This is a genomic window from Sulfurovum sp. AR (assembly GCF_000296775.1).
GTDB lineage: Bacteria > Campylobacterota > Campylobacteria > Campylobacterales > Sulfurovaceae > Sulfurovum > Sulfurovum xiamenensis.
The window spans coordinates 20,003-37,282 of sequence record NZ_AJLE01000011.1 but is presented as its reverse complement, the minus strand read 5'-3'; the positions used below and the strand labels follow the sequence as shown (position 1 = coordinate 37,282).

18 protein-coding genes are annotated in these 17,280 nt (G+C 42.5%); 2 read left to right on the top strand and 16 right to left on the bottom strand.

The window, feature by feature from the left end:
- The first annotated feature begins 117 nt into the window (after positions 1-117).
- A complete protein-coding gene (locus SULAR_RS10385; protein WP_008245806.1) occupies positions 118-483 on the top strand; it encodes a hypothetical protein in 366 nt (121 codons plus the stop codon).
- Positions 484-498: 15 nt separating this feature from the next.
- Here the strand turns inward: SULAR_RS10385 and SULAR_RS10380 are convergent, their stop codons facing one another.
- The 10 genes from SULAR_RS10380 to SULAR_RS10335 all read right to left on the bottom strand — a co-directional run bounded on the left by SULAR_RS10380 (position 499) and on the right by SULAR_RS10335 (position 10,228).
- Positions 499-840 carry a DUF2853 family protein gene (locus SULAR_RS10380; protein WP_008245805.1) on the bottom strand — a complete coding sequence of 114 codons (342 nt, stop codon included), beginning with the start codon at positions 838-840 and terminating at the stop codon, positions 499-501.
- A 54-nt stretch (positions 841-894) separates the two neighbouring features.
- On the bottom strand, positions 895-1,131 hold the full coding sequence (locus SULAR_RS10375) for a hypothetical protein (protein WP_008245803.1): 237 nt from the start codon (positions 1,129-1,131) through the stop codon (positions 895-897).
- A 79-nt stretch (positions 1,132-1,210) separates the two neighbouring features.
- Positions 1,211-1,588 (bottom strand): preQ(1) synthase, encoded by a 378-nt coding sequence (gene queF, locus SULAR_RS10370; protein WP_008245801.1) that lies wholly within the window; start codon positions 1,586-1,588, stop codon positions 1,211-1,213.
- Positions 1,589-1,598: 10 nt separating this feature from the next.
- The gene (locus tag SULAR_RS10365; RefSeq protein ID WP_008245799.1) at positions 1,599-3,026 is read right to left on the bottom strand and encodes an EAL domain-containing protein; all 1,428 of its coding nucleotides are present in this window, start codon (positions 3,024-3,026) and stop codon (positions 1,599-1,601) included.
- Positions 3,026-5,341, bottom strand: coding sequence for a DNA topoisomerase (ATP-hydrolyzing) subunit B (gene gyrB / locus SULAR_RS10360; RefSeq protein WP_008245798.1), 2,316 nt, complete (start codon positions 5,339-5,341; stop codon positions 3,026-3,028). The genes SULAR_RS10365 and gyrB overlap by 1 nt, the downstream gene beginning before the upstream one ends.
- 92 nt (positions 5,342-5,433) lie before the next feature.
- Positions 5,434-6,447, bottom strand: coding sequence for a tRNA (adenosine(37)-N6)-threonylcarbamoyltransferase complex transferase subunit TsaD (tsaD, locus tag SULAR_RS10355; RefSeq protein ID WP_008245796.1), 1,014 nt, complete (start codon positions 6,445-6,447; stop codon positions 5,434-5,436).
- Positions 6,444-7,001, bottom strand: a complete 558-nt coding sequence (locus tag SULAR_RS10350) for an alpha/beta hydrolase (protein WP_008245794.1) — start codon at positions 6,999-7,001, stop codon at positions 6,444-6,446. Before SULAR_RS10350 ends, tsaD begins: the two co-directional genes overlap by 4 nt.
- On the bottom strand, positions 6,985-8,055 hold the full coding sequence (gene dxr, locus SULAR_RS10345; RefSeq protein WP_038000626.1) for a 1-deoxy-D-xylulose-5-phosphate reductoisomerase: 1,071 nt from the start codon (positions 8,053-8,055) through the stop codon (positions 6,985-6,987). The genes SULAR_RS10350 and dxr overlap by 17 nt, the downstream gene beginning before the upstream one ends.
- Positions 8,056-8,067: 12 nt before the next feature.
- Positions 8,068-8,826 carry a phosphatidate cytidylyltransferase gene (locus SULAR_RS10340; protein WP_008245791.1) on the bottom strand — a complete coding sequence of 253 codons (759 nt, stop codon included), beginning with the start codon at positions 8,824-8,826 and terminating at the stop codon, positions 8,068-8,070.
- 58 nt (positions 8,827-8,884) lie between these two features.
- Positions 8,885-10,228, bottom strand: a complete 1,344-nt coding sequence (locus SULAR_RS10335; protein WP_008245789.1) for an NFACT RNA binding domain-containing protein — start codon at positions 10,226-10,228, stop codon at positions 8,885-8,887.
- A gap of 101 nt (positions 10,229-10,329) precedes the next feature.
- On the opposite strand from SULAR_RS10335, the gene SULAR_RS10330 reads away from it, so the two are divergent.
- Positions 10,330-11,610, top strand: coding sequence for a 3-isopropylmalate dehydratase large subunit (locus SULAR_RS10330; protein WP_008245786.1), 1,281 nt, complete (start codon positions 10,330-10,332; stop codon positions 11,608-11,610).
- On the opposite strand, the gene SULAR_RS10325 is transcribed toward SULAR_RS10330, so the two are convergent.
- From SULAR_RS10325 to rpsU, 6 genes are all read right to left on the bottom strand, one after another.
- Positions 11,607-12,338, bottom strand: a complete 732-nt coding sequence (locus tag SULAR_RS10325) for a succinate dehydrogenase/fumarate reductase iron-sulfur subunit (protein WP_008245784.1) — start codon at positions 12,336-12,338, stop codon at positions 11,607-11,609. The two genes, SULAR_RS10330 and SULAR_RS10325, sit on opposite strands and share 4 nt — an antisense overlap.
- Positions 12,329-13,933, bottom strand: a complete 1,605-nt coding sequence (locus tag SULAR_RS10320) for an FAD-dependent oxidoreductase (RefSeq protein ID WP_008245783.1) — start codon at positions 13,931-13,933, stop codon at positions 12,329-12,331. Before SULAR_RS10320 ends, SULAR_RS10325 begins: the two co-directional genes overlap by 10 nt.
- Positions 13,930-14,865 carry a D-2-hydroxyacid dehydrogenase gene (locus tag SULAR_RS10315; RefSeq protein ID WP_008245781.1) on the bottom strand — a complete coding sequence of 312 codons (936 nt, stop codon included), beginning with the start codon at positions 14,863-14,865 and terminating at the stop codon, positions 13,930-13,932. The genes SULAR_RS10320 and SULAR_RS10315 overlap by 4 nt, the downstream gene beginning before the upstream one ends.
- Before the next feature lie 8 nt (positions 14,866-14,873).
- A complete protein-coding gene (locus SULAR_RS10310; RefSeq protein WP_008245779.1) occupies positions 14,874-15,722 on the bottom strand; it encodes a hypothetical protein in 849 nt (282 codons plus the stop codon).
- Between the two features lie 11 nt (positions 15,723-15,733).
- Complete coding sequence (gene purT, locus SULAR_RS10305; RefSeq protein WP_008245776.1) at positions 15,734-16,897, bottom strand: formate-dependent phosphoribosylglycinamide formyltransferase; 1,164 nt, start codon at positions 16,895-16,897, stop codon at positions 15,734-15,736.
- A gap of 135 nt (positions 16,898-17,032) precedes the next feature.
- On the bottom strand, positions 17,033-17,245 hold the full coding sequence (gene rpsU / locus SULAR_RS10300; RefSeq protein WP_008245774.1) for a 30S ribosomal protein S21: 213 nt from the start codon (positions 17,243-17,245) through the stop codon (positions 17,033-17,035).
- Positions 17,246-17,280: the final 35 nt, after the last annotated feature.

The following is a 17,280-nucleotide window of genomic DNA, read 5'->3' as shown; positions in this document are numbered from 1 at the left end:
TCAAACCAAATCTACAGCAAATTAGCTATGAACTTAACTATTTTACCAATATGACGGAAGAGTATTATTCTATTTTAATTTTTGAATTAGCATAGTATAGTATTTAAAGGACACAGTATGAGAGTAATTATAGACCTTATAGAGGATGTAAGAGAGCAGATAGGTAATCATGAAACCTATGAGGTGACGGCCGGCCTGCTTAAAGCAGATGCCCAGAATAGTGAACAGCTTATCTATGCGGGAGAAGCCCCTTTAAACAGTGTGGAACTGGAGAGAGAAAAAAGACAACTGACATTCAAGATAGATGGCAGTGATAAAAAATTGACCATAGGAGAGCTTATCCCATCCATCTTGATACTTGATATGGAAGCGATGCTTTTTGAGCTTAAAATGGATGTCAATGCTCAGTATAAAGATATGGAGATCGTTGGATTTGGTAAAAATGATGAGCAGAAGAGATATATCCTGTTTATCAAGATATAAATCTTCTTTTAGTGCTTATCCATACACTGATTCTTTGCCAAATTCCTTGACAAGAAGTGCATAGAAGAGTGCACGGTATTTATGTCTGTTGGATGTTCCCATCGTTTCACATACTTTTTTGATCGCAGCATCCAACGTAGCATCATCTGCATCAACTCCGAGTTTATTCCCTAGAAAATTCTTTTTTACGGTGTCAAGTTCTGCACTGTCTGAACATGATACCGTTTCAGCATCCTGTTGATAGATAGATGGACCCAGGCCAGCTGTTACTTTGGCAATGAGGTCTTCTGAGAGACCTAAATCTAACTCTTTGGAAGCAGCAATATAGTGTTCAACTTTTTCGTCTAATTTACTCATGATGTCCCTTTAATTAAATTGTATAACGTGTTTTATTATAGCTATAAAGTCGATTTAGGTCAAATACTGAGGTTTTTGTGCCAGAAGTATCCAATTCAGACTGATCTTATGATGCTTACAAAAATGGGCCAGCGATTCATAGGGGATCTTTTTGCGTCTTTTGATGACCGCAAAGTATTGGGGATCAAGTTTCAGAGAGTCTGCTATATCTCTGTCAAGTATTTTTTCTTTTTCGGTCTCTGCAGAGAGGATCTCTTTGACTCTTTGCATCACTTCATGAAAATCTATCATGGGTATCCTTACTGTTCATGTAAGTGTATCATAATAGATTTTTTGAAGAAAATTTAAATGTATGTCAAATTGTAATGTTTTAGTTTTTTGTGCTGTCTATCTCTATAACGGTATGTACATTTCCTCTGGGATTAAAATCTGCGATGAGTTTCATGGATTTAGGCTTGAGCTTACTATAAAGCGCATCATAGATCTCATTGGCAGAGTTTTCATGAGAGATATATCGTCTCATAAAAGAATTGATGTAGAGTTTCAATGCTTTAAGCTCTATCACTTTCTGATCTGGTTGATAGCTGAGTTTGATCGTAGCAAAATCAGGATATCCTGAACGTGGGCACATGCACATGAACTCGGGGAGTTCAATATTGATCGTATAATTTTTTGGATGCTCATTGGGCCAGTAGTTCTCTTCATTGTTAATGTCGAATTCTAGTATCTCTTGTTCACCGTATTTCATTGTCTTTCCTTTAGTTGTATCTATTGATAAGTGTTTCTTCATTGATGGATTTACTTACACCAAATCCTTGTATGTAGTCAATACCCAGCGCTTTGAGTTTATTTTCTTGTATCTCATTGTCGACCCATTTAGCCACCGTCTGTACGTTTAACTCTTTTGCCATATTGATCAAAGAGTGTAGCATAGCATACGTTGTTTCATCTTCTAAGTTCGTTACATAACTTCTATCAAACTGTATCATGTCAAATTTAAAATGCTTCATATACTCCATAGAAGCATTAGAGGAACCAAAGTTATCGATGCAGATCCGTATACTGTGAGATCTGAAACTTTTGAGTGTTCTAAGGTATCCGCTAAGGTCATGGTGTGTTTTGCGTTCATAGAGCTGAATAATGATACGAGACGGGTCAACCTGTTTCTCCTCTAAGTAGGCAAAAAGTTTTGCCTGAAAAGAGCTGTCTCTGAGGGAAAAGGGAGAGAGATTAAAAGTAAATGAGATCGACTCATTGACAAGAGGCAAGAGGTCTATCACGTGTGTGATCAATGTGAAGTCATACTCCCTTCCCAGCCCTAAACGGTTAATGATGGGTAAGAATATGCGCGGTAAAATATCTTTATGGGTGTCTGATTTCAGCTTGACCGATATTTCATAGGTATCTATCTTATGGTTGGATGTGTTCATAAGAGGTCTGAATGATAAAAGCAGTTTTTTCTTCTGAATTGTAGCAATCACCTCTTTTTCTATGTCTGAAAGTTCCTGCGCATCTTTGATCTTAGAGGTATCTTTCTCTTGATTGTTATCTTCAGCTTGACTTGCAAGAATATCTCGAAGTTGCAGGATCGCTTTTTTGAAGTCTCCATTTGGATTTGTGATAATCGCAAATTTTAACTCTACGTCAATATCGTTGATATGTCCATTTTCTTTTATCAGCGTTTCCAAAATCTTCTCTATATGTGTATAGTCATCATTCAGTGCGATCAAAAATTCTGAACCGCGTCCCCGGCCAATAAGCACTTTTTCCAAACCATTTTGTTTAAATATGAGGTTCAATTTTCTGGAAATGGTATAAAGAAGATTATCTATCTGTTCGCTGCTGTAATTTTCACTGAGTAAGGGAAGGTTTTCAACACTCAAGCATGCCAAAGATTTTGGTTTGTACTCTTGTAGTTTTTTGACAAATGTTTTTTTATTAAAACCTTGTGTGGTTGCATCTAAAAAAGTCTCCTGTACACTGAGATTCATTAAAAAATAAATATAATAGATAGCAATAAAAGTAATGGCAGCAAGGAGCATCCCATCTTTCAGGCCGATGGTAAGTGTACTGCTATGATCAAGTGTAGTGTAAAAAACAAGAAAAACAAGAATGAGTATGGGTACCCCTGCTCTAAGAGCCAGGGTAAAACGTCGTTCTCTTTCTTCTTTCTGTGAATAGAGCATTAAACATCCAAGTGTTTTACATCTTTTGCATGGCTTTCAATGTAGTTTCTTCTAGGTTCTACTTCATCACCCATGAAGAGTGTGAATGTATCACTGGCACTCTCATCATCTTCTATGGTCACCTGTAACAGTCTTCTGTTCTCCGGTGTCATCGTTGTTTCCCAAAGCTGTTCAGGGTTCATTTCACCCAAACCTTTATAACGCTGGATATAGGCACCTTTTTTTGCCGAACTCTCTACCTCTGTAAAGAGTGCAAGAAGGTCTTGGTCTTCAAACTCCTCTGTGATGTGGTCTTTGATCTTTTGGTGTATATGGATCGCTTCATTATAGTGAGGGTTTGTAAAGAGTATCTCATCCACGATGAGTTCTTCCAGTCCATCATTGGTTTGTACAAAGAGGTGTATCGTATCATCAGAGATGGTTTTGTTGAGGATGTTATACCCAAGTTCGGCAATATAGGCTTCGATCGTTTTTGCAAGCTCTTGATTGTTGGTCCCTATCACATCTGGGTTTTCGATCATATATCGAAGTACTTCAGGGAGTGCAAAACGTTTTTCTATCTCTTTAAGGGTCATACGGTAGTACGCAACCAGTTTAAAGAGATCCACAAGGTCTGCTTGTCCCATAGTCTCACTTTCAATCGCAGAGATACCGTTTTCTATCAGATAATCATTGAGTGCTTTCTCATCTTTTAAGTAGACCTCATTTTTACCTTTTTTATAACGGTAAAGCGGCGGCTGTGCAAGATAAAGATATCCTTTTTCAATGACCGGCTTCAAGAATCTAAAGAAGAAGGTCATAAGCAGTGTCTGAATGTGAGAACCATCAACGTCGGCATCGGTCATGATAATGATCTTATGGTATCTTAATTTCTCTTCATCAAACTCGTCTCCGATACCGCAACCCAGTGCCGTGATCATATTTTTGATCTCGTCAGATTTGAGGATCTTTTCCAAACGTGCTTTCTCTACATTAAGGATCTTACCTTTGAGCGGTAGGATCGCCTGGAAAACCCTGTCGCGTCCCTGTTTGGCAGAACCACCGGCAGAGTCTCCCTCCACCAGGTAGATCTCAGAGATCTCAGGGTCTTTGCTTTGACAGTCTGCAAGTTTACCCGGGAGTGTCCCGATACTCATAGAGTCTTTACGTTTTACCAGGTCTTTTGCACGTTTTGCTGCATCTCTACCTCTGGCTGCAAGGAGTATTTGTCCCATGATGGCTTTTGCTTCTAACGGGGTCTCTTCAAGGTATTTATTGAAGTGTTCAGAGAAGAATTTTTGTACCAATGGACGTACATAAGAAGAACCGAGTTTACCTTTTGTCTGTCCCTCAAACTGTGGTTCAGGGACACGCACGGAAACGATACATATAAGACCTTCTTTACAGTCATCACCGGTGATTTTGGTGCCTTTTTCTTTTGCATTGGCGTTTTTAGCGATATAGCTTGCCATAGAACGTGTAAGCCCGGCCCTAAAACCTGCTTCATGCGTCCCACCTTCAGCAGTTTTAATGTTGTTTACAAAAGAGAGTGATTTTTCTGAATCCGCATCACAATACATAAGTGCGATATCTATCTCGATATCATCTGCTTTCCCTTGGAAAAACTGTGCCGTTGAAAGCGGTGTCTTCGTATTCATATCTTCAACGAACTGCTTGATACCACCTTCAAAATGATACACCTCTTTTGTCCCGTCACGTTCATCTCTAAAGTCGATCGTGATCTTTGGATTGAGGTAGCAGAGCTCTTTGAAACGTTTCATCAGGATCTCTTTTTGGAAAGTGACACTATCCTTGAAGATCGTCTCATCCGGCCAGAACTCGATCTTGGTTCCGTGTTTTCTTGTACTGTCACCAGATTCTAGCGGGGCATCAGGGATACCTTTTTGGAAACTTTGTGTGTGGATCTCGCCATCTTTGAAGATCGTCATATCCAGTTTTTTTGAAAGTGCATTTACAACAGAGACACCCACACCGTGAAGTCCACCTGAAACCTTGTAGGTATCTTTATCGAATTTACCACCGGCATGAAGTACGGTCAATACGACTGTCGCTGCAGAGATTTTTTCAGTTGGGTGCTCTTTGACAGGGATACCACGACCATTATCTTCAATGATGGCAGATCCCTCTTTTGTAAGTGTGACCTTGATCGTGTCACAGAAACCTGCCATCGCTTCATCGATAGAGTTGTCTACAACTTCGTATACAAGGTGATGAAGACCTTTTATCGATGTATCACCGATGTACATACCAGGTCTTTTTCTTACCGCTTCAAGTCCTTTAAGAACTTTAATATTACTAGCACCATATTCTGCCATGTTTAAACTCCATTTCGTGGGGGTATAAGTCTATATATTCTAGCTAAAACTAGCTTAGATATCTGGCTATAAAGCGGGGATTAAAGTGACAATCAAAGGAGCATGCCATTTTGTTGTTTTTTGTTGCTTACAATATCGATTTCATTGGGGTCAATGAAGAGATTTCTTTTGTAGGCTTCCAGTGCATATCTTCCTATCATGGCCGCATTGTCAGCACAATATTCAAGGGGTGCCACATGCATTGTTTTTCCAAACTCATCACAAAGGTCTTGATACGCATTTCGCAGGTATTTATTTGCGGATGCACCACCTACGATAGCAAAGTCTCTGATCTTCTCTTTTGCAAAGATCTTTTTGCTTTTTTGAAGCAGGTGCAGTTTGACCGCTTTTTGAAAGGATGCAGAGAGATCCGCACGGTCCTGTTCACTCATCCCTTCACTGCCGCCAAGCTCTTCTACATGAAGTCTGACCGCATTTTTAAGCCCTGAGAGAGAAAAGGCGATGAGAGGGGAGTTGCGTAACGGTACAGGAAGGTCGAAACGGCTTTCATCTCCTTTAAGGGCAAGTGCTTCTATGAGTGGTCCTCCAGGATAGCCTAATCCCATCATCTTGGCACATTTATCAAAACTTTCACCTACAGAATCGTCCATACTCGTAGCAAGGATCTCCATATGTTCAAAACTTTCAACCCTTATGACTTGTGTATGCCCTCCTGAGATGAGAAGTACCAGCAGGGGAAGGGTAGCCTCCTTTTCTATAAAAAGTGAGTAAATATGCCCCTTAAGATGATGTACAGGGATCAGAGGTAACTCGAGTAGCGTACTTAGGGTCTTTGCCATAGCGATACCTTCAAGCAGGGTGACCCCTAGTCCTGGTTGATTGGTGACTGCAATGGCTTTGAGTTTTTCAAAGTAGGGCTGGGTCTCTTTCAGTATCTCAGGGAGTGCTACAGCATGCAGTCTGGATGCAAGTTCAGGAACCACACCACCGTAACAGGAGTGTTGTGCTTCCTGAGAGATCTTCTTATGATACAGCACTTTTTTTGTGGCTATTTCAGTGATGGCTATAGAGCTGTCATCGCAGCTTGATTCGATACTTAAGATCATGATCTGTCCAATACAAGTTTTTCTATAAGGGGCCATTTCCCATAGCCGCTGTCAGCATTGATGTGCCCTGCATTTTCAATAATATTCAAGGGGATGTCGTAGCGGCTTGCTATTGTTTGGGCTTCTGGGATTTCGATGTATGGGTCATTGTCCGAGATGATCATTTTTATCTCTTTTGCATAGAGCTTTGGAGGCATCTTGCAAGGGAAGAAGGTTTTGATAGTATCTACATCCGTAGTAAGACTTGGGGGTGATACCATAAAAAGTCTTTTTACCTCAGATATCTCTTGCATGAAATCCTCTTCTTCGCAGAGCCAAAACCACAGCGTATTGGCCAAAGAGTGACACACAACGGTATCTGGTTTAAACGCTTCAAGTATCTCTTTGAGTTGTTTTATCCACCTGTTCTTGCTCGGAAAGTGACAGTTGTCAAGCAGAGGGAAAGAGACAGTGCCATAGTTTTTTGCAACAGCAGCAGCCAATTCCGCCTGCCAGTGCGGTGCATCACTCCCTCCCCAACCATGCAGGATGAGTACTTTATCGTTGTTTGACATAGGCTCGTACCTCTTGATCTATTTGGATAATTTCTTCTATATTTGATGCTTTTACATCTTCAAACTGTTTATAGGCATCTAAAACCATTGTACTCATACCAAAGAAGGAACATTGATCTTTCTGAAATGCCTCTATCGCTTCTTCGTTGGCCGCATTGACCACCACACCTAGATGGGCATGTTCCAAGATATGCTCTTTGATATTCCAGATAGGGTAACGCTCCGCTTCAATGGGGAGAAACTCCAAGGCACCTATGCTGAGCAGATCTGTCGGGGGCAGGATAGGCTCTTCCACTTCTCCTCTTAGTGCGAAGGCAATAGGGAGTTTCATGTCTACACCCGCAAAATGTGCCGTGGTAGAACCGTCTGTGAATTCTGCGAGTGCATGAATGATCGATTTTTTTTCTATCAGAGCATCAACCTTTGTTGTATTAAAGAGCCATTTTGCTTCCAAAAGTTCAAACAGTTTATTGGTCATGGTAGCTGAATCGATAGTGATCTTGTTCCCCATGGACCAGTTAGGGTGTTTGAGTGCATCTGAAAAGGTCGCATCTTTCATTTTGTCCAGTTCCCAGTCTCTAAATGCACCGCCGCTTGCTGTGATATAGAGTTTAGAGACAGGACGTTCATTCATAAGGTACCATAGTCCAAAGTGCTCAGAGTCTATAGGTGTGATGAGGGACATGTCTATGAATTCTCCTGCAACCACCAGAGACTCCTTGTTTGCCAATGCCACTTTTTTACCAAGACCGGTGGCTTTAAGTGTAGGTGCAAGACCGGTATAGCCTACAAGTGCATTTACTACAGTATCACTATGAGACATCTCTATCAGTTCCAAAATACCTTCTGTCCCACAGAGTACATGAGGGTGATCCACTTTTGATCTGTCTGATTCATTGGCGATCGCAACCACTTTGGGTCGGTGCTTTTTGATCTGCTCGTTCAACAGGTCAATATTGTTGCCTGCAACAAGCGCTTCTACAGCAATGTTATAGCGTTCTGCGATGATGAGGGTATTGACCCCGATGGAGCCGGTCGAACCGAGTAAAACGATGCTGGACATAGATTAGAGCAAAGATCTGAGTGCGATGACCATGATGACTGCACCAAAGAGATACCCATCTATTCGGTCCAGTATACCACCATGACCCGGGAGCAAATCTCCAGAGTCTTTTACCCCCGCTTCACGTTTAAGATAAGACTCGAAAAGATCTCCAAACACTGAAGCTACAGAAGTCAAAAGCGTTACAATGATCGCGATCCACCACTCAACGACAAAAAGTCCGGTAAAACTACCTGCAAGAGTTGCGATGATAATACCGCCAAACACACCTTCTAGGGTTTTATTTGGGGAGGTATCTGAAAATTTTGTTTTCCCTATGGTTTTACCTGTAAAAAATGCACCGATATCCGTGAGTGCGACAGTGACAAGAAGCCAGAACATAGATGCGATACCAAAATCCTGGTAGAGGATCAAAAAGAAGAGTATTCCGCTGACCGGGTAAAGGAAAGGAAGGAGCAACCTCTTGTCAAAATTATGGAAATAGGCAAGAGAAGAAGCAAATATAACGGCCATAAAGAAGAAGAGATCATCCGGATTAGGGTAGAAATAGGCAACGAACCATAAGAGAACAGCCCATACATACATAGAGGGACCGGTCAGTTTGAAAAGTTTCATCGCTTCATAAAAGGCGAACATGTAGATAGTACCCAAAAAAGCCCACATCACAAAAAAGTTATCTACCCAACCGATAAATCCAACAAGTGCCAATAGTCCAATACCCGTAAGCCATCGTTCTTGATACTCTGTAAATAGTTTTGTCATGACGCTTCCCTCGTTTTTGAAATGAAGAATATTATAGCATGCTTTGGATTAGAAGGTACTAGACTCTGATCTCCACACCCTCTTTGGTGACAGAAATCGTATCGTATTTGTTGTAAAGAACATTGGAGCCTTCTTGTACTTTGACAAATTTACGCTTGGTGTAATCGACTTCATAATCTCCGGGATTTTTCACAGAAAAATCTACACAGAGCTTTGCGGCAGCTTTGAGTACGGAGTCGGGCAGGTTTTGTTTATCGGTTCTGATGATGACATGGCTTGATGGCACATCACGTATATGCATCCACAGGTCGTTGGCTTTGGCCATTTCCAGAAGCTTTTGGTTTTCGTTACTGTTTCGTCCTACAAGGACTTTATAGTCTTCTATCCAGAAGAGTTCTCCCTCTTTCAGACGCTCTTTTTTACGTTGAGACTTACCGCGTTTGGGGACAAGAAGTTCAAGTTCATACGGATCCTTTGCCTGTTCGATCGCATAATAGATATTCTCATAGAACGTTTTTTTGCTTTCCAGGTTCTCTTTTTCTATATGTACATTCTTGGCTTTGTTCTTAGCCCTTTTGGAGAGGTTAAAAAAGTAGTCACTCATGCGGTTTACCTTCGTATCTTTAGGCAGTTTTATGGTAATCTCATTGCCTTCAAAATCATAGGTTTGAAGCTTCGTGTCATAGGGCTTGATCTGATAGAGATTGGCCAGGATGAGGTTGGCATACTCTTTGTACTTCTGCGCTTCTTCATTCAATTGTGTTTCATCGGGAAGTTTTTTCAAAAGTTGGCTGAGTTTTTGAATCTTTTTATCCGTAAGAGAGAGTTTTTGTTTTTTGAGCTCTGAAAGTTTTTTAGATTGTATATGAAGATATTGTTCTTCAAGGTAGGCATCAATATCTGGGATCTCTTTGCTCTCTTCTGTACGTGTGAATGAGGGTATGGGAAGGAGTTCCATGCCTGGACGGATGACACGGAAAGAGCTGTCAGCATCAATGTGTCTGAGTGCTTCTATGATGACCTCATTGTCATCGATCAGTATGGCATTGGTATTTTTCCCTGTAAATTCCAACTGCAGGGAGATGATCTTGTCCTTGTAAGAACTTTTTGGAGCGAGTGTCAAACGCAAGATACGGTCATTATTGGGTACATCCACAGAGATGATCTTGCTTGCAGACAAGAGTGTATGAAGCAGAGTGTCAAAAGGTGCATTATACCCTTGGATCGGTCTTTGTGACGGGGCTTTGTAGATGAAACTGTGCCCACGCGTCATGTTGAAAAAGTAGCTGTCGGATTTGTCAAATACCAACTCTAAAGTATTATCTTCAACACGTCTGGCACGACTGATAAACGAGAAGTCATTCAGACGTTTGGCGATGGCTTTGAGTTCGTATAATTTCATTTGAGTCTTTCTTCATAATTGTTGTGAAATTCTAGCATAATTTTTTTTTGCTATAATGCGCACAATATTATATACATTATGTGTAAAATGAAGGACAACCTATGGGACAAACTATGACAGAAAAGATCTTCTCAGAACATGCAGGACGTGAAGTGCATGCAGGAGAGATCGTTAGAGTAGATATCGATATGATCATCGGAAATGATATTACGACTCCTATCTCCATTAGAGCGTTTGAAGAGTCAGGTGCTGAGAAATTGGCTAGACCCGACAATTTTTGTATCGTGATGGATCACTATATCCCGGCAAAAGATATTGCTTCGGCAAACCAGGCAAAAATTTCTAGAGATTTTGCCTATAAACATGATTTGAAATACTTTTTCGATGAAAAAGATATGGGTATCGAGCATGCGTTACTTCCGGAAAAAGGACTGGTTGTTCCTGGTGATGTGATCATCGGCGCAGACAGCCACACTTGTACCCATGGTGCACTGGGTGCATTTTCAACGGGTATGGGGAGTACAGACCTTTCATTCGGAATGATCACAGGAGGTAACTGGTTTAAAGTACCTGAAACCATCAAAGTCGAGTTGACAGGTATACCAGGTGAGCATATCTACGGTAAAGATATCATCTTGGAACTGATCCGTCAGATAGGCGTGGATGGTGCCTTATACAAAGCGATTGAATTTACCGGTGAGGCGATCCAGCATCTTGGTATGGCTGACAGATTCTCTATTGCGAATATGGTGATCGAGGCGGGAGCTAAAAACGGTATCTTTGCGGTGGATGATATCACTTTGGCATATCTTGAAGAGCGAAAAGAGATCAACGGTGGGTTAAGAGCTGAACCTAAGATCCATGTATCGGATCCAGATGCCAACTACTGTCAAGTGATCACGATAGATACAGCAGCACTTTCTCCGGTGATCGCGTATCCTTTCTTGCCATCAAACGGTAAGCCTGTAGAACAAGCGGTTGCAGATGACCTCAAAGTAGACCAGGTAATGATCGGGTCTTGTACGAACGGACGTATCGAAGACCTGCGTATCGCAGCGGAGATCATGAAAGGCAAAAGAGTGGCAAAGCATACACGTATGATCGTAACGCCAGCTACGCAAAAGATATTGCTTCAAGCACAGCATGAAGGTTTGATGGATATTCTGATCGAAGCAGGTGCCGTAGTCTCTAACCCTACTTGTGGTGCATGTCTGGGTGGATATATGGGTATTTTGGGTGATGGTGAGCGTTGTGTCGCTACAACCAACCGTAACTTCGTAGGTCGTATGGGTGCCAGAACCTCTGAGATCTACTTGGCGAACTCAGCTGTAGCAGCGGCATCAGCAATCGCTGGGAAGATCGTGGATCCTAGAGACCTCTAAAATCCGGCATTGGGGTCAAACCCAAATCCTCCGCCGCCAAAATCCGGCGTGCCAAAACTCTGTGTTGCAAACGAGGGATCTTGATATCCCTCTTGTACAGAGAGTCCTCTTAACATCGTGATGTCCATTTTGGGGTCTATCCCTTTAGGGCACACAGCGGTACACTCACCGCATAGGGTACAATCCCACACACCATTACTCTGAATGTTATCTATAATGTTCTTTGCACTGCTTTCCCGTTTGTCTGTACTGTAACGATAGGCACGTGTCAACGCAAAAGGGCCAAGGAAGTCAGGGTTTACTGCATAGACAGGACAGACGGAATAGCATGAGTCACAAAGTATGCAGTCTGTTTGTCTTTCAGAGAGTTTTTCATCGCTGTGTGTTAGCGAGGCTTCCTGTGCACTATGCATCCATGCGGTACTTTTTTGAAGCGTCTCTTTGGCTTTGTGTTTATCTACTTTGAGGTCACGCAGTACAGGGTGGTACTGTAGTGGCTCAATAATATCTTCTGGTTTTACTTTATAGGCACAGGCAAGTACTTCTCTTCCATTCACACGTACGGCACATGTACCACAAACCGAAGCACGGCATCCTGCAGAAAAAGTCAGTGAGGCATCCTGTGTCTCTTTGATATAGCTCAGGGCATTTAGAAGAGGAATCTCGCCATCGGGAAGGGTGTAGGATTGATGGGTACCGGTTTCGCTTCGAAAGATCTTTATTTGCATGTTTCTTCCTTTCCCAGTTGGTATATACTGTGTTTTTTCAGTGCTTCATTCTCACTTTCAAATCCGATTTTGAAGTGTGCCCCTCGGCTTTCATCCCTTTCAATAGCCGAAGTGATGATAGTGGGTGCCAAGAGCAGGGCATTTTGAAATTCCAAAAACTCTATGAGATTCTGGTTGTTCGCAGGGCTTTTGTCTGCGATCCCCATCTCTTTTTGACTCTCTTGCATTGCAGTGACTTCAGCAAGAGCTTCATGGAGCTGCTCATTCTCTCTGACAATACCGACCTTATGATAAAAAAGATTCCCCAGCTTCTCTCTGTAAGGGTAAAAATTGACAGCTTCTGCCTGTGACAAGAGTGTTTCTATCTCTTGGGCATCTTTCTGTCGTTGGGTATCATCTGCAGGAGTACCGCTTATATCAAGCGCATATTTGCAAGCATTGGTTCCTGCCAGTTTTCCTAAAGCTGTTATCTCAAGCAGTGAGTTCCCCCCAAGACGGTTGGCACCATGTACTTTGGCATTGGAACATTCACCTACGGCGAAGCATCCTTTGATCCCATTGACCTCCAACATACTGTCTACCTCTATCCCGCCCATTGTGTAGTGCGCGACAGGTTTGATGGGGATGAGCGCTTTTGCAGGGTCCACATGTTCATGCAATTTACAGAGTTCTACCTCTTGGGGAAGGAGCTCCATGAGTTTTTCTTCTCCCAGGTGACGTACATCCAAAAAGACCCGCTGTCCCTCTTGGATCTGGCTAAAGATGGCACGGGCGACTTCATCACGTGGTTTGAGCTCATCTACAAAACGCTCACCCCTCTCATTGACAAGATACCCACCTTCCCCTCTGGCAGATTCAGAGACTAAAATGGAGGAGTGTTTGAGTGCCGTGGGATGGAATTGGATGAACTCCATGTCAGAGACTGCTCCTCCTGCACGCAGTACCGCAGCTATACCGTCTCCTGTAGAGCCATAGGCGTTGGTCGTAAACCCATGATAGAGGGCACCATATCCTCCTGTGGCGATTACAATAGATTTTGCATTGATCTGCTTGACCTCACCTGTACGTATCTCTAAAAAGGTGGCACCTTTGACTGTGCCGTTTTGTGTGATAAGATTGAGAAGATAGTGCTCATCCAAAAAGTTAATCTCTTCTTTCAAACAGGTGTCATACAATGTATGGAGTATTTTCAGCCCGGTATAGTCTTGGGCATAACAGGCACGTTTTGCCGAGGCCCCACCCATTTGACGTTGGGCTATGGTTTGGGTACCGGTCTCTCCGTTGTCCAGCCTTGAAAAAGGCACACCCAAACGCTCTAACCATGCGATGGTCCCAGGAGCCTCTTCGCACATTTGTTTTACCATGGCTTCATCACAAAGTCCCTTTGCTGATTTGATGGTATCTGCAATATGAGAACGTATATGGTCTTCACCGACATTGCCAAGGGCAGCGTTCATGCCTCCCTGTGCCATAGAGGTTTGTGAATTGGTCGGATAGGCTTTACCTGCTACGGTGACAGAAGCCCCGGCATTTTTTGCTGAAAGTGCCGCTGTAAGACCCGCACCACCCGAACCGATGATCAGTACATCTATCATATGCGCTCCATAAACCTTTGAATATTCTCTACAATACCTTCAAGAAGCTTTTTTCTCGCTTCGATACTTGCCCAAGCCATATGCGGCGTGATCAGGAGCCTCTCTTTATGTTTGACTTCATTGAGGCTATTGTCGAGTGTAAGGGGTTCTTTTTCAAGCACGTCCAGACCGGCATAGAGTATGCGTCTGTCCAGTTCAAAGGCCAGATCTCTTTCATTGACGATGCCTCCCCGTCCGAGATTTAAAAGAATAGCACCTTCTTTGATCAAAGAGAGGTTGTTCTCATTGATGAGGTTATAGGTAGCATCATTGAGCGGTGCATGAATAGAGATGATGTCACAGTCTTTGAGCAGTTCTTCTAAACTCTGATGTGGGTAGTCATGATGAAGGTTTTCCCCGCTAGTAGAGTGGTAACTCACTTCGGCCCCAAATGCTGTTGCGACCTTGGCAACCTCTTGGCCTATGGTTCCAAAACCGATGATCCCCCATTTTTTTCCTGATATTTCATAAAAAGGCTGACTGACATCCGTAAAAAGCCCTGATGCACTCCATGATCCATCTTTTACCACACTGTCATAATATGCCATTTTTTCAAGGAGATAGAGTGCCATCGCAAAGGTATGTTGTACCACACTCTTGGTTGAATATCCTGCAACATTTTTGACCTCTATACCTTTGGCTTTGGCAGCCTCCAGGTCTACATTATTCATCCCTGTAGCAGCGATGCAAATGAGTTTCAGAGTAGGTGTTGCTTGCATCATATCCGCAGAGATGATCACTTTATTGGTGATGATGATGTCTGCATTCTGGATGCGTTCAAGTGTCTCTTCTTTAGAAGTGGTCTGGTAGACGGTCAGTGTTCCAAAAGATTCCAGGGCAGTGATGTCCAGGTCACTACCTAATGTTTTAGCGTCTAGTAATACGATATTCATCTATTGCCTTAGTGTTGAAGTATGGGTGTAGCATTATCATCTGCACAAGAAGGTGTTTCTGTGATAGTCAGTGCACAACCTGCCTCTCCTCCTGCAGCTAAAAAATCTGAAGAGAGCCCTAAAGTACTGTTTTGTACCGGCATGGGACTAACTTCTTCTTTATTTTTTGCATCAAAATGTGCAATGATCTTTTGATCACCCTTTAAAATGGTCATCTTTGAGGACTCTTTGATAATGAGTACGGGTATAGTGCTGATATCCACAAATTTTAAAAATCCTCTGGCATTGATCTCTTTTGCAGAGATAGGTGTATAGGCTATATGATGCTCCGAAAAATACGTTTTTACCTTTTTGCAATGGCTGCATGTCTCTGACTGTATGAGATAGAGATCAGGGGCAGTCACAAAAGATCTATTTTGGGGAATGGTCAAGATATTCAATCCGATAAAAATGAAAAGCACGGTAGCCAGAACCACAGCAAACTGCTTCATGTGGCTAAAGAGTGCAATGACCAGCAGAGAGGAGAAGACACTCAGACAGAAGAGACAGGGTTCAGGGTTGGCAATGAACTGGTAGCTAATGATCGTTGTTTCAAAGGCTATACTAGAGTAAAGCAGAACGAAAAAGAGTGCTTCAAAAAAACTGCTTTTGAGTGAACGGTAGCCTGTGATGATCAAAGAGAGTACGCCGGCCAAACCAAAATAATTGAGATACATATGGTCAAATCTAAGGAGTTCTCCTGCAAGTGCGCAACCTACTTCTCCACAAAGAGAAGTATGTTGTAATCTTAGATACGTTTCAATACCAATATACACAAAGAGTAAAAAGGGTAAAAAAACCCTAGCAAAAAAATGCATCAGTGCTCCTCTTAGTGATCTGAAATATTCTCTACGATCTGCGTGGCTCTTCTTTTGGCCTCTTCTACTTCATCCAGTACAAGACTGACTGCCATACGACGGCCTAGGTGGGATTCCGGTTTTCCAAAGACCCTTACAAAACTGTCTTTTGTAAAGGCAGTGTCCGGGACGTCAAGTGTAGGGTTATGGCTTTCATTTTTGGCTTTGTATGCCCCACAAGCACCTGAACCATAGAAGGTAAAGTCAAGAGGCAGTCCTAGTACTGCTCTTACATGCAGGGCAAACTCACTTTGGCTTTGTGTCACGAGTGTAACCATTCCCGTATCATGGGGACGAGGGCTTAGTTCAGAGAAGTAGACTTCATCATCTTTCACGAAGAATTCCACACCGAAGATACCACGGCCACCCAGGCCGTCAGTGACTGATTTTGCGATCTCTTGTGCTTTTGTAAGCGATGCCGGGGTCATTTGCATCGGCTGCCATGAGAGGATGAAATCCCCATCTTTTTGCACATGCCCGATAGGCTCACAGAATGTCGTTCCTGTTTCGTTACGTACGGTTAAAAGGGTGATCTCGTAGTCAAAAGGTATGAACTCTTCTACGATCAGTTCAGAGGCATCCCCGCGTGCCTCTTTTGCCATCTCCCATGATCTTTCTATATCATCCGCTGTTCTTGCGATACTTTGGCCATGGCCGGATGAACTCATCACGGGTTTAATGACACAAGGGAAACCTATGCGCTCACCTGCTTCTTTAAGCCCTTCAAGCGTGGTCACAAACTCATATTTGCTTGTTTTTAATCCCAGTTCTTCTGCTGCAAAAACACGGATGTTCTTACGGTTCATTGTTTTATTGACAGCTTCGGCATTTGGGATTACATGAAAACCTCTGGCTTCTGCTTCAAAAAGGGCTGCAATGCTGATCGCTTCTACTTCAGGTAAGATAAAAGAGGGCTGCTCTTTTTCTATGAGTGCCAGTACGGCTTCCTTGTCCTGCATGTCTATGGCATAAGAGCGGTTAGCTACAAGGTGTGCAGGGGCATTTTCATATTTATCGACTGCGATGACCTCTATCCCAAGTCGTTGTGCTTCAATAGCAACTTCTTTACCAAGTTCACCCGAACCCAGGAGCATGATCTTAATAGCGTCTTTTTGTAATGTGGTCGTAAATGTCATGAGAAAACCTTCGTAAAAATATGAAATTATTTTAGCGAAAAGTTAAATAAGGTGTAATGAGTTAAAGGAAATTTGTGGTGGTTTGAGTAAAAAAGTGAGGTGAGTCGCAGGGCAGATGCCCTACAGCTGTAAAAATTACAGTCTAGACTCGTATCTTCTAAGCATGAAGAGTTTTTTAAGGATTTTCTTGCGAGTTGCAATCTTCTCTTTTTTTCTCTTTTCAGTCTCAGTTTCGTGGTTTTGTCTAGCTCTCGCTTCTGTCACGATAAGGTTTCTGTCGCATTGTCTTTTGAATTTTCTGTAAGCATCATCAAAAGAATCACGTTGTGATAGCATAATTCCTGGCATCGAAAGGCACCCCCTTCCTTATCAAAATTTCCTGG

What these genes read in the sequence shown, in the direction of transcription:
- SULAR_RS10375 (WP_008245803.1), bottom strand. Translation starts at nt 1,131, where the DNA reads ATGATAGATTTTCATGAAGTGATGCAAAGAGTCAAAGAGATCCTCTCT.
- SULAR_RS10365 (WP_008245799.1), bottom strand. Translation starts at nt 3,026, where the DNA reads ATGCTCTATTCACAGAAAGAAGAAAGAGAACGACGTTTTACCCTGGCT.
- SULAR_RS10385 (WP_008245806.1), top strand. Translation starts at nt 118, where the DNA reads ATGAGAGTAATTATAGACCTTATAGAGGATGTAAGAGAGCAGATAGGT.
- rpsU (WP_008245774.1), bottom strand. Translation starts at nt 17,245, where the DNA reads ATGCCAGGAATTATGCTATCACAACGTGATTCTTTTGATGATGCTTAC.
- SULAR_RS10315 (WP_008245781.1), bottom strand. Translation starts at nt 14,865, where the DNA reads ATGAATATCGTATTACTAGACGCTAAAACATTAGGTAGTGACCTGGAC.
- SULAR_RS10380 (WP_008245805.1), bottom strand. Translation starts at nt 840, where the DNA reads ATGAGTAAATTAGACGAAAAAGTTGAACACTATATTGCTGCTTCCAAA.
- SULAR_RS10335 (WP_008245789.1), bottom strand. Translation starts at nt 10,228, where the DNA reads ATGAAATTATACGAACTCAAAGCCATCGCCAAACGTCTGAATGACTTC.
- SULAR_RS10310 (WP_008245779.1), bottom strand. Translation starts at nt 15,722, where the DNA reads ATGCATTTTTTTGCTAGGGTTTTTTTACCCTTTTTACTCTTTGTGTAT.
- queF (WP_008245801.1), bottom strand. Translation starts at nt 1,588, where the DNA reads ATGAAATACGGTGAACAAGAGATACTAGAATTCGACATTAACAATGAA.
- SULAR_RS10325 (WP_008245784.1), bottom strand. Translation starts at nt 12,338, where the DNA reads ATGCAAATAAAGATCTTTCGAAGCGAAACCGGTACCCATCAATCCTAC.
- SULAR_RS10350 (WP_008245794.1), bottom strand. Translation starts at nt 7,001, where the DNA reads ATGTCAAACAACGATAAAGTACTCATCCTGCATGGTTGGGGAGGGAGT.
- tsaD (WP_008245796.1), bottom strand. Translation starts at nt 6,447, where the DNA reads ATGATCTTAAGTATCGAATCAAGCTGCGATGACAGCTCTATAGCCATC.
- purT (WP_008245776.1), bottom strand. Translation starts at nt 16,897, where the DNA reads ATGACATTTACGACCACATTACAAAAAGACGCTATTAAGATCATGCTC.
- SULAR_RS10340 (WP_008245791.1), bottom strand. Translation starts at nt 8,826, where the DNA reads ATGACAAAACTATTTACAGAGTATCAAGAACGATGGCTTACGGGTATT.
- SULAR_RS10330 (WP_008245786.1), top strand. Translation starts at nt 10,330, where the DNA reads ATGGGACAAACTATGACAGAAAAGATCTTCTCAGAACATGCAGGACGT.
- SULAR_RS10320 (WP_008245783.1), bottom strand. Translation starts at nt 13,933, where the DNA reads ATGATAGATGTACTGATCATCGGTTCGGGTGGTGCGGGTCTTACAGCG.
- gyrB (WP_008245798.1), bottom strand. Translation starts at nt 5,341, where the DNA reads ATGGCAGAATATGGTGCTAGTAATATTAAAGTTCTTAAAGGACTTGAA.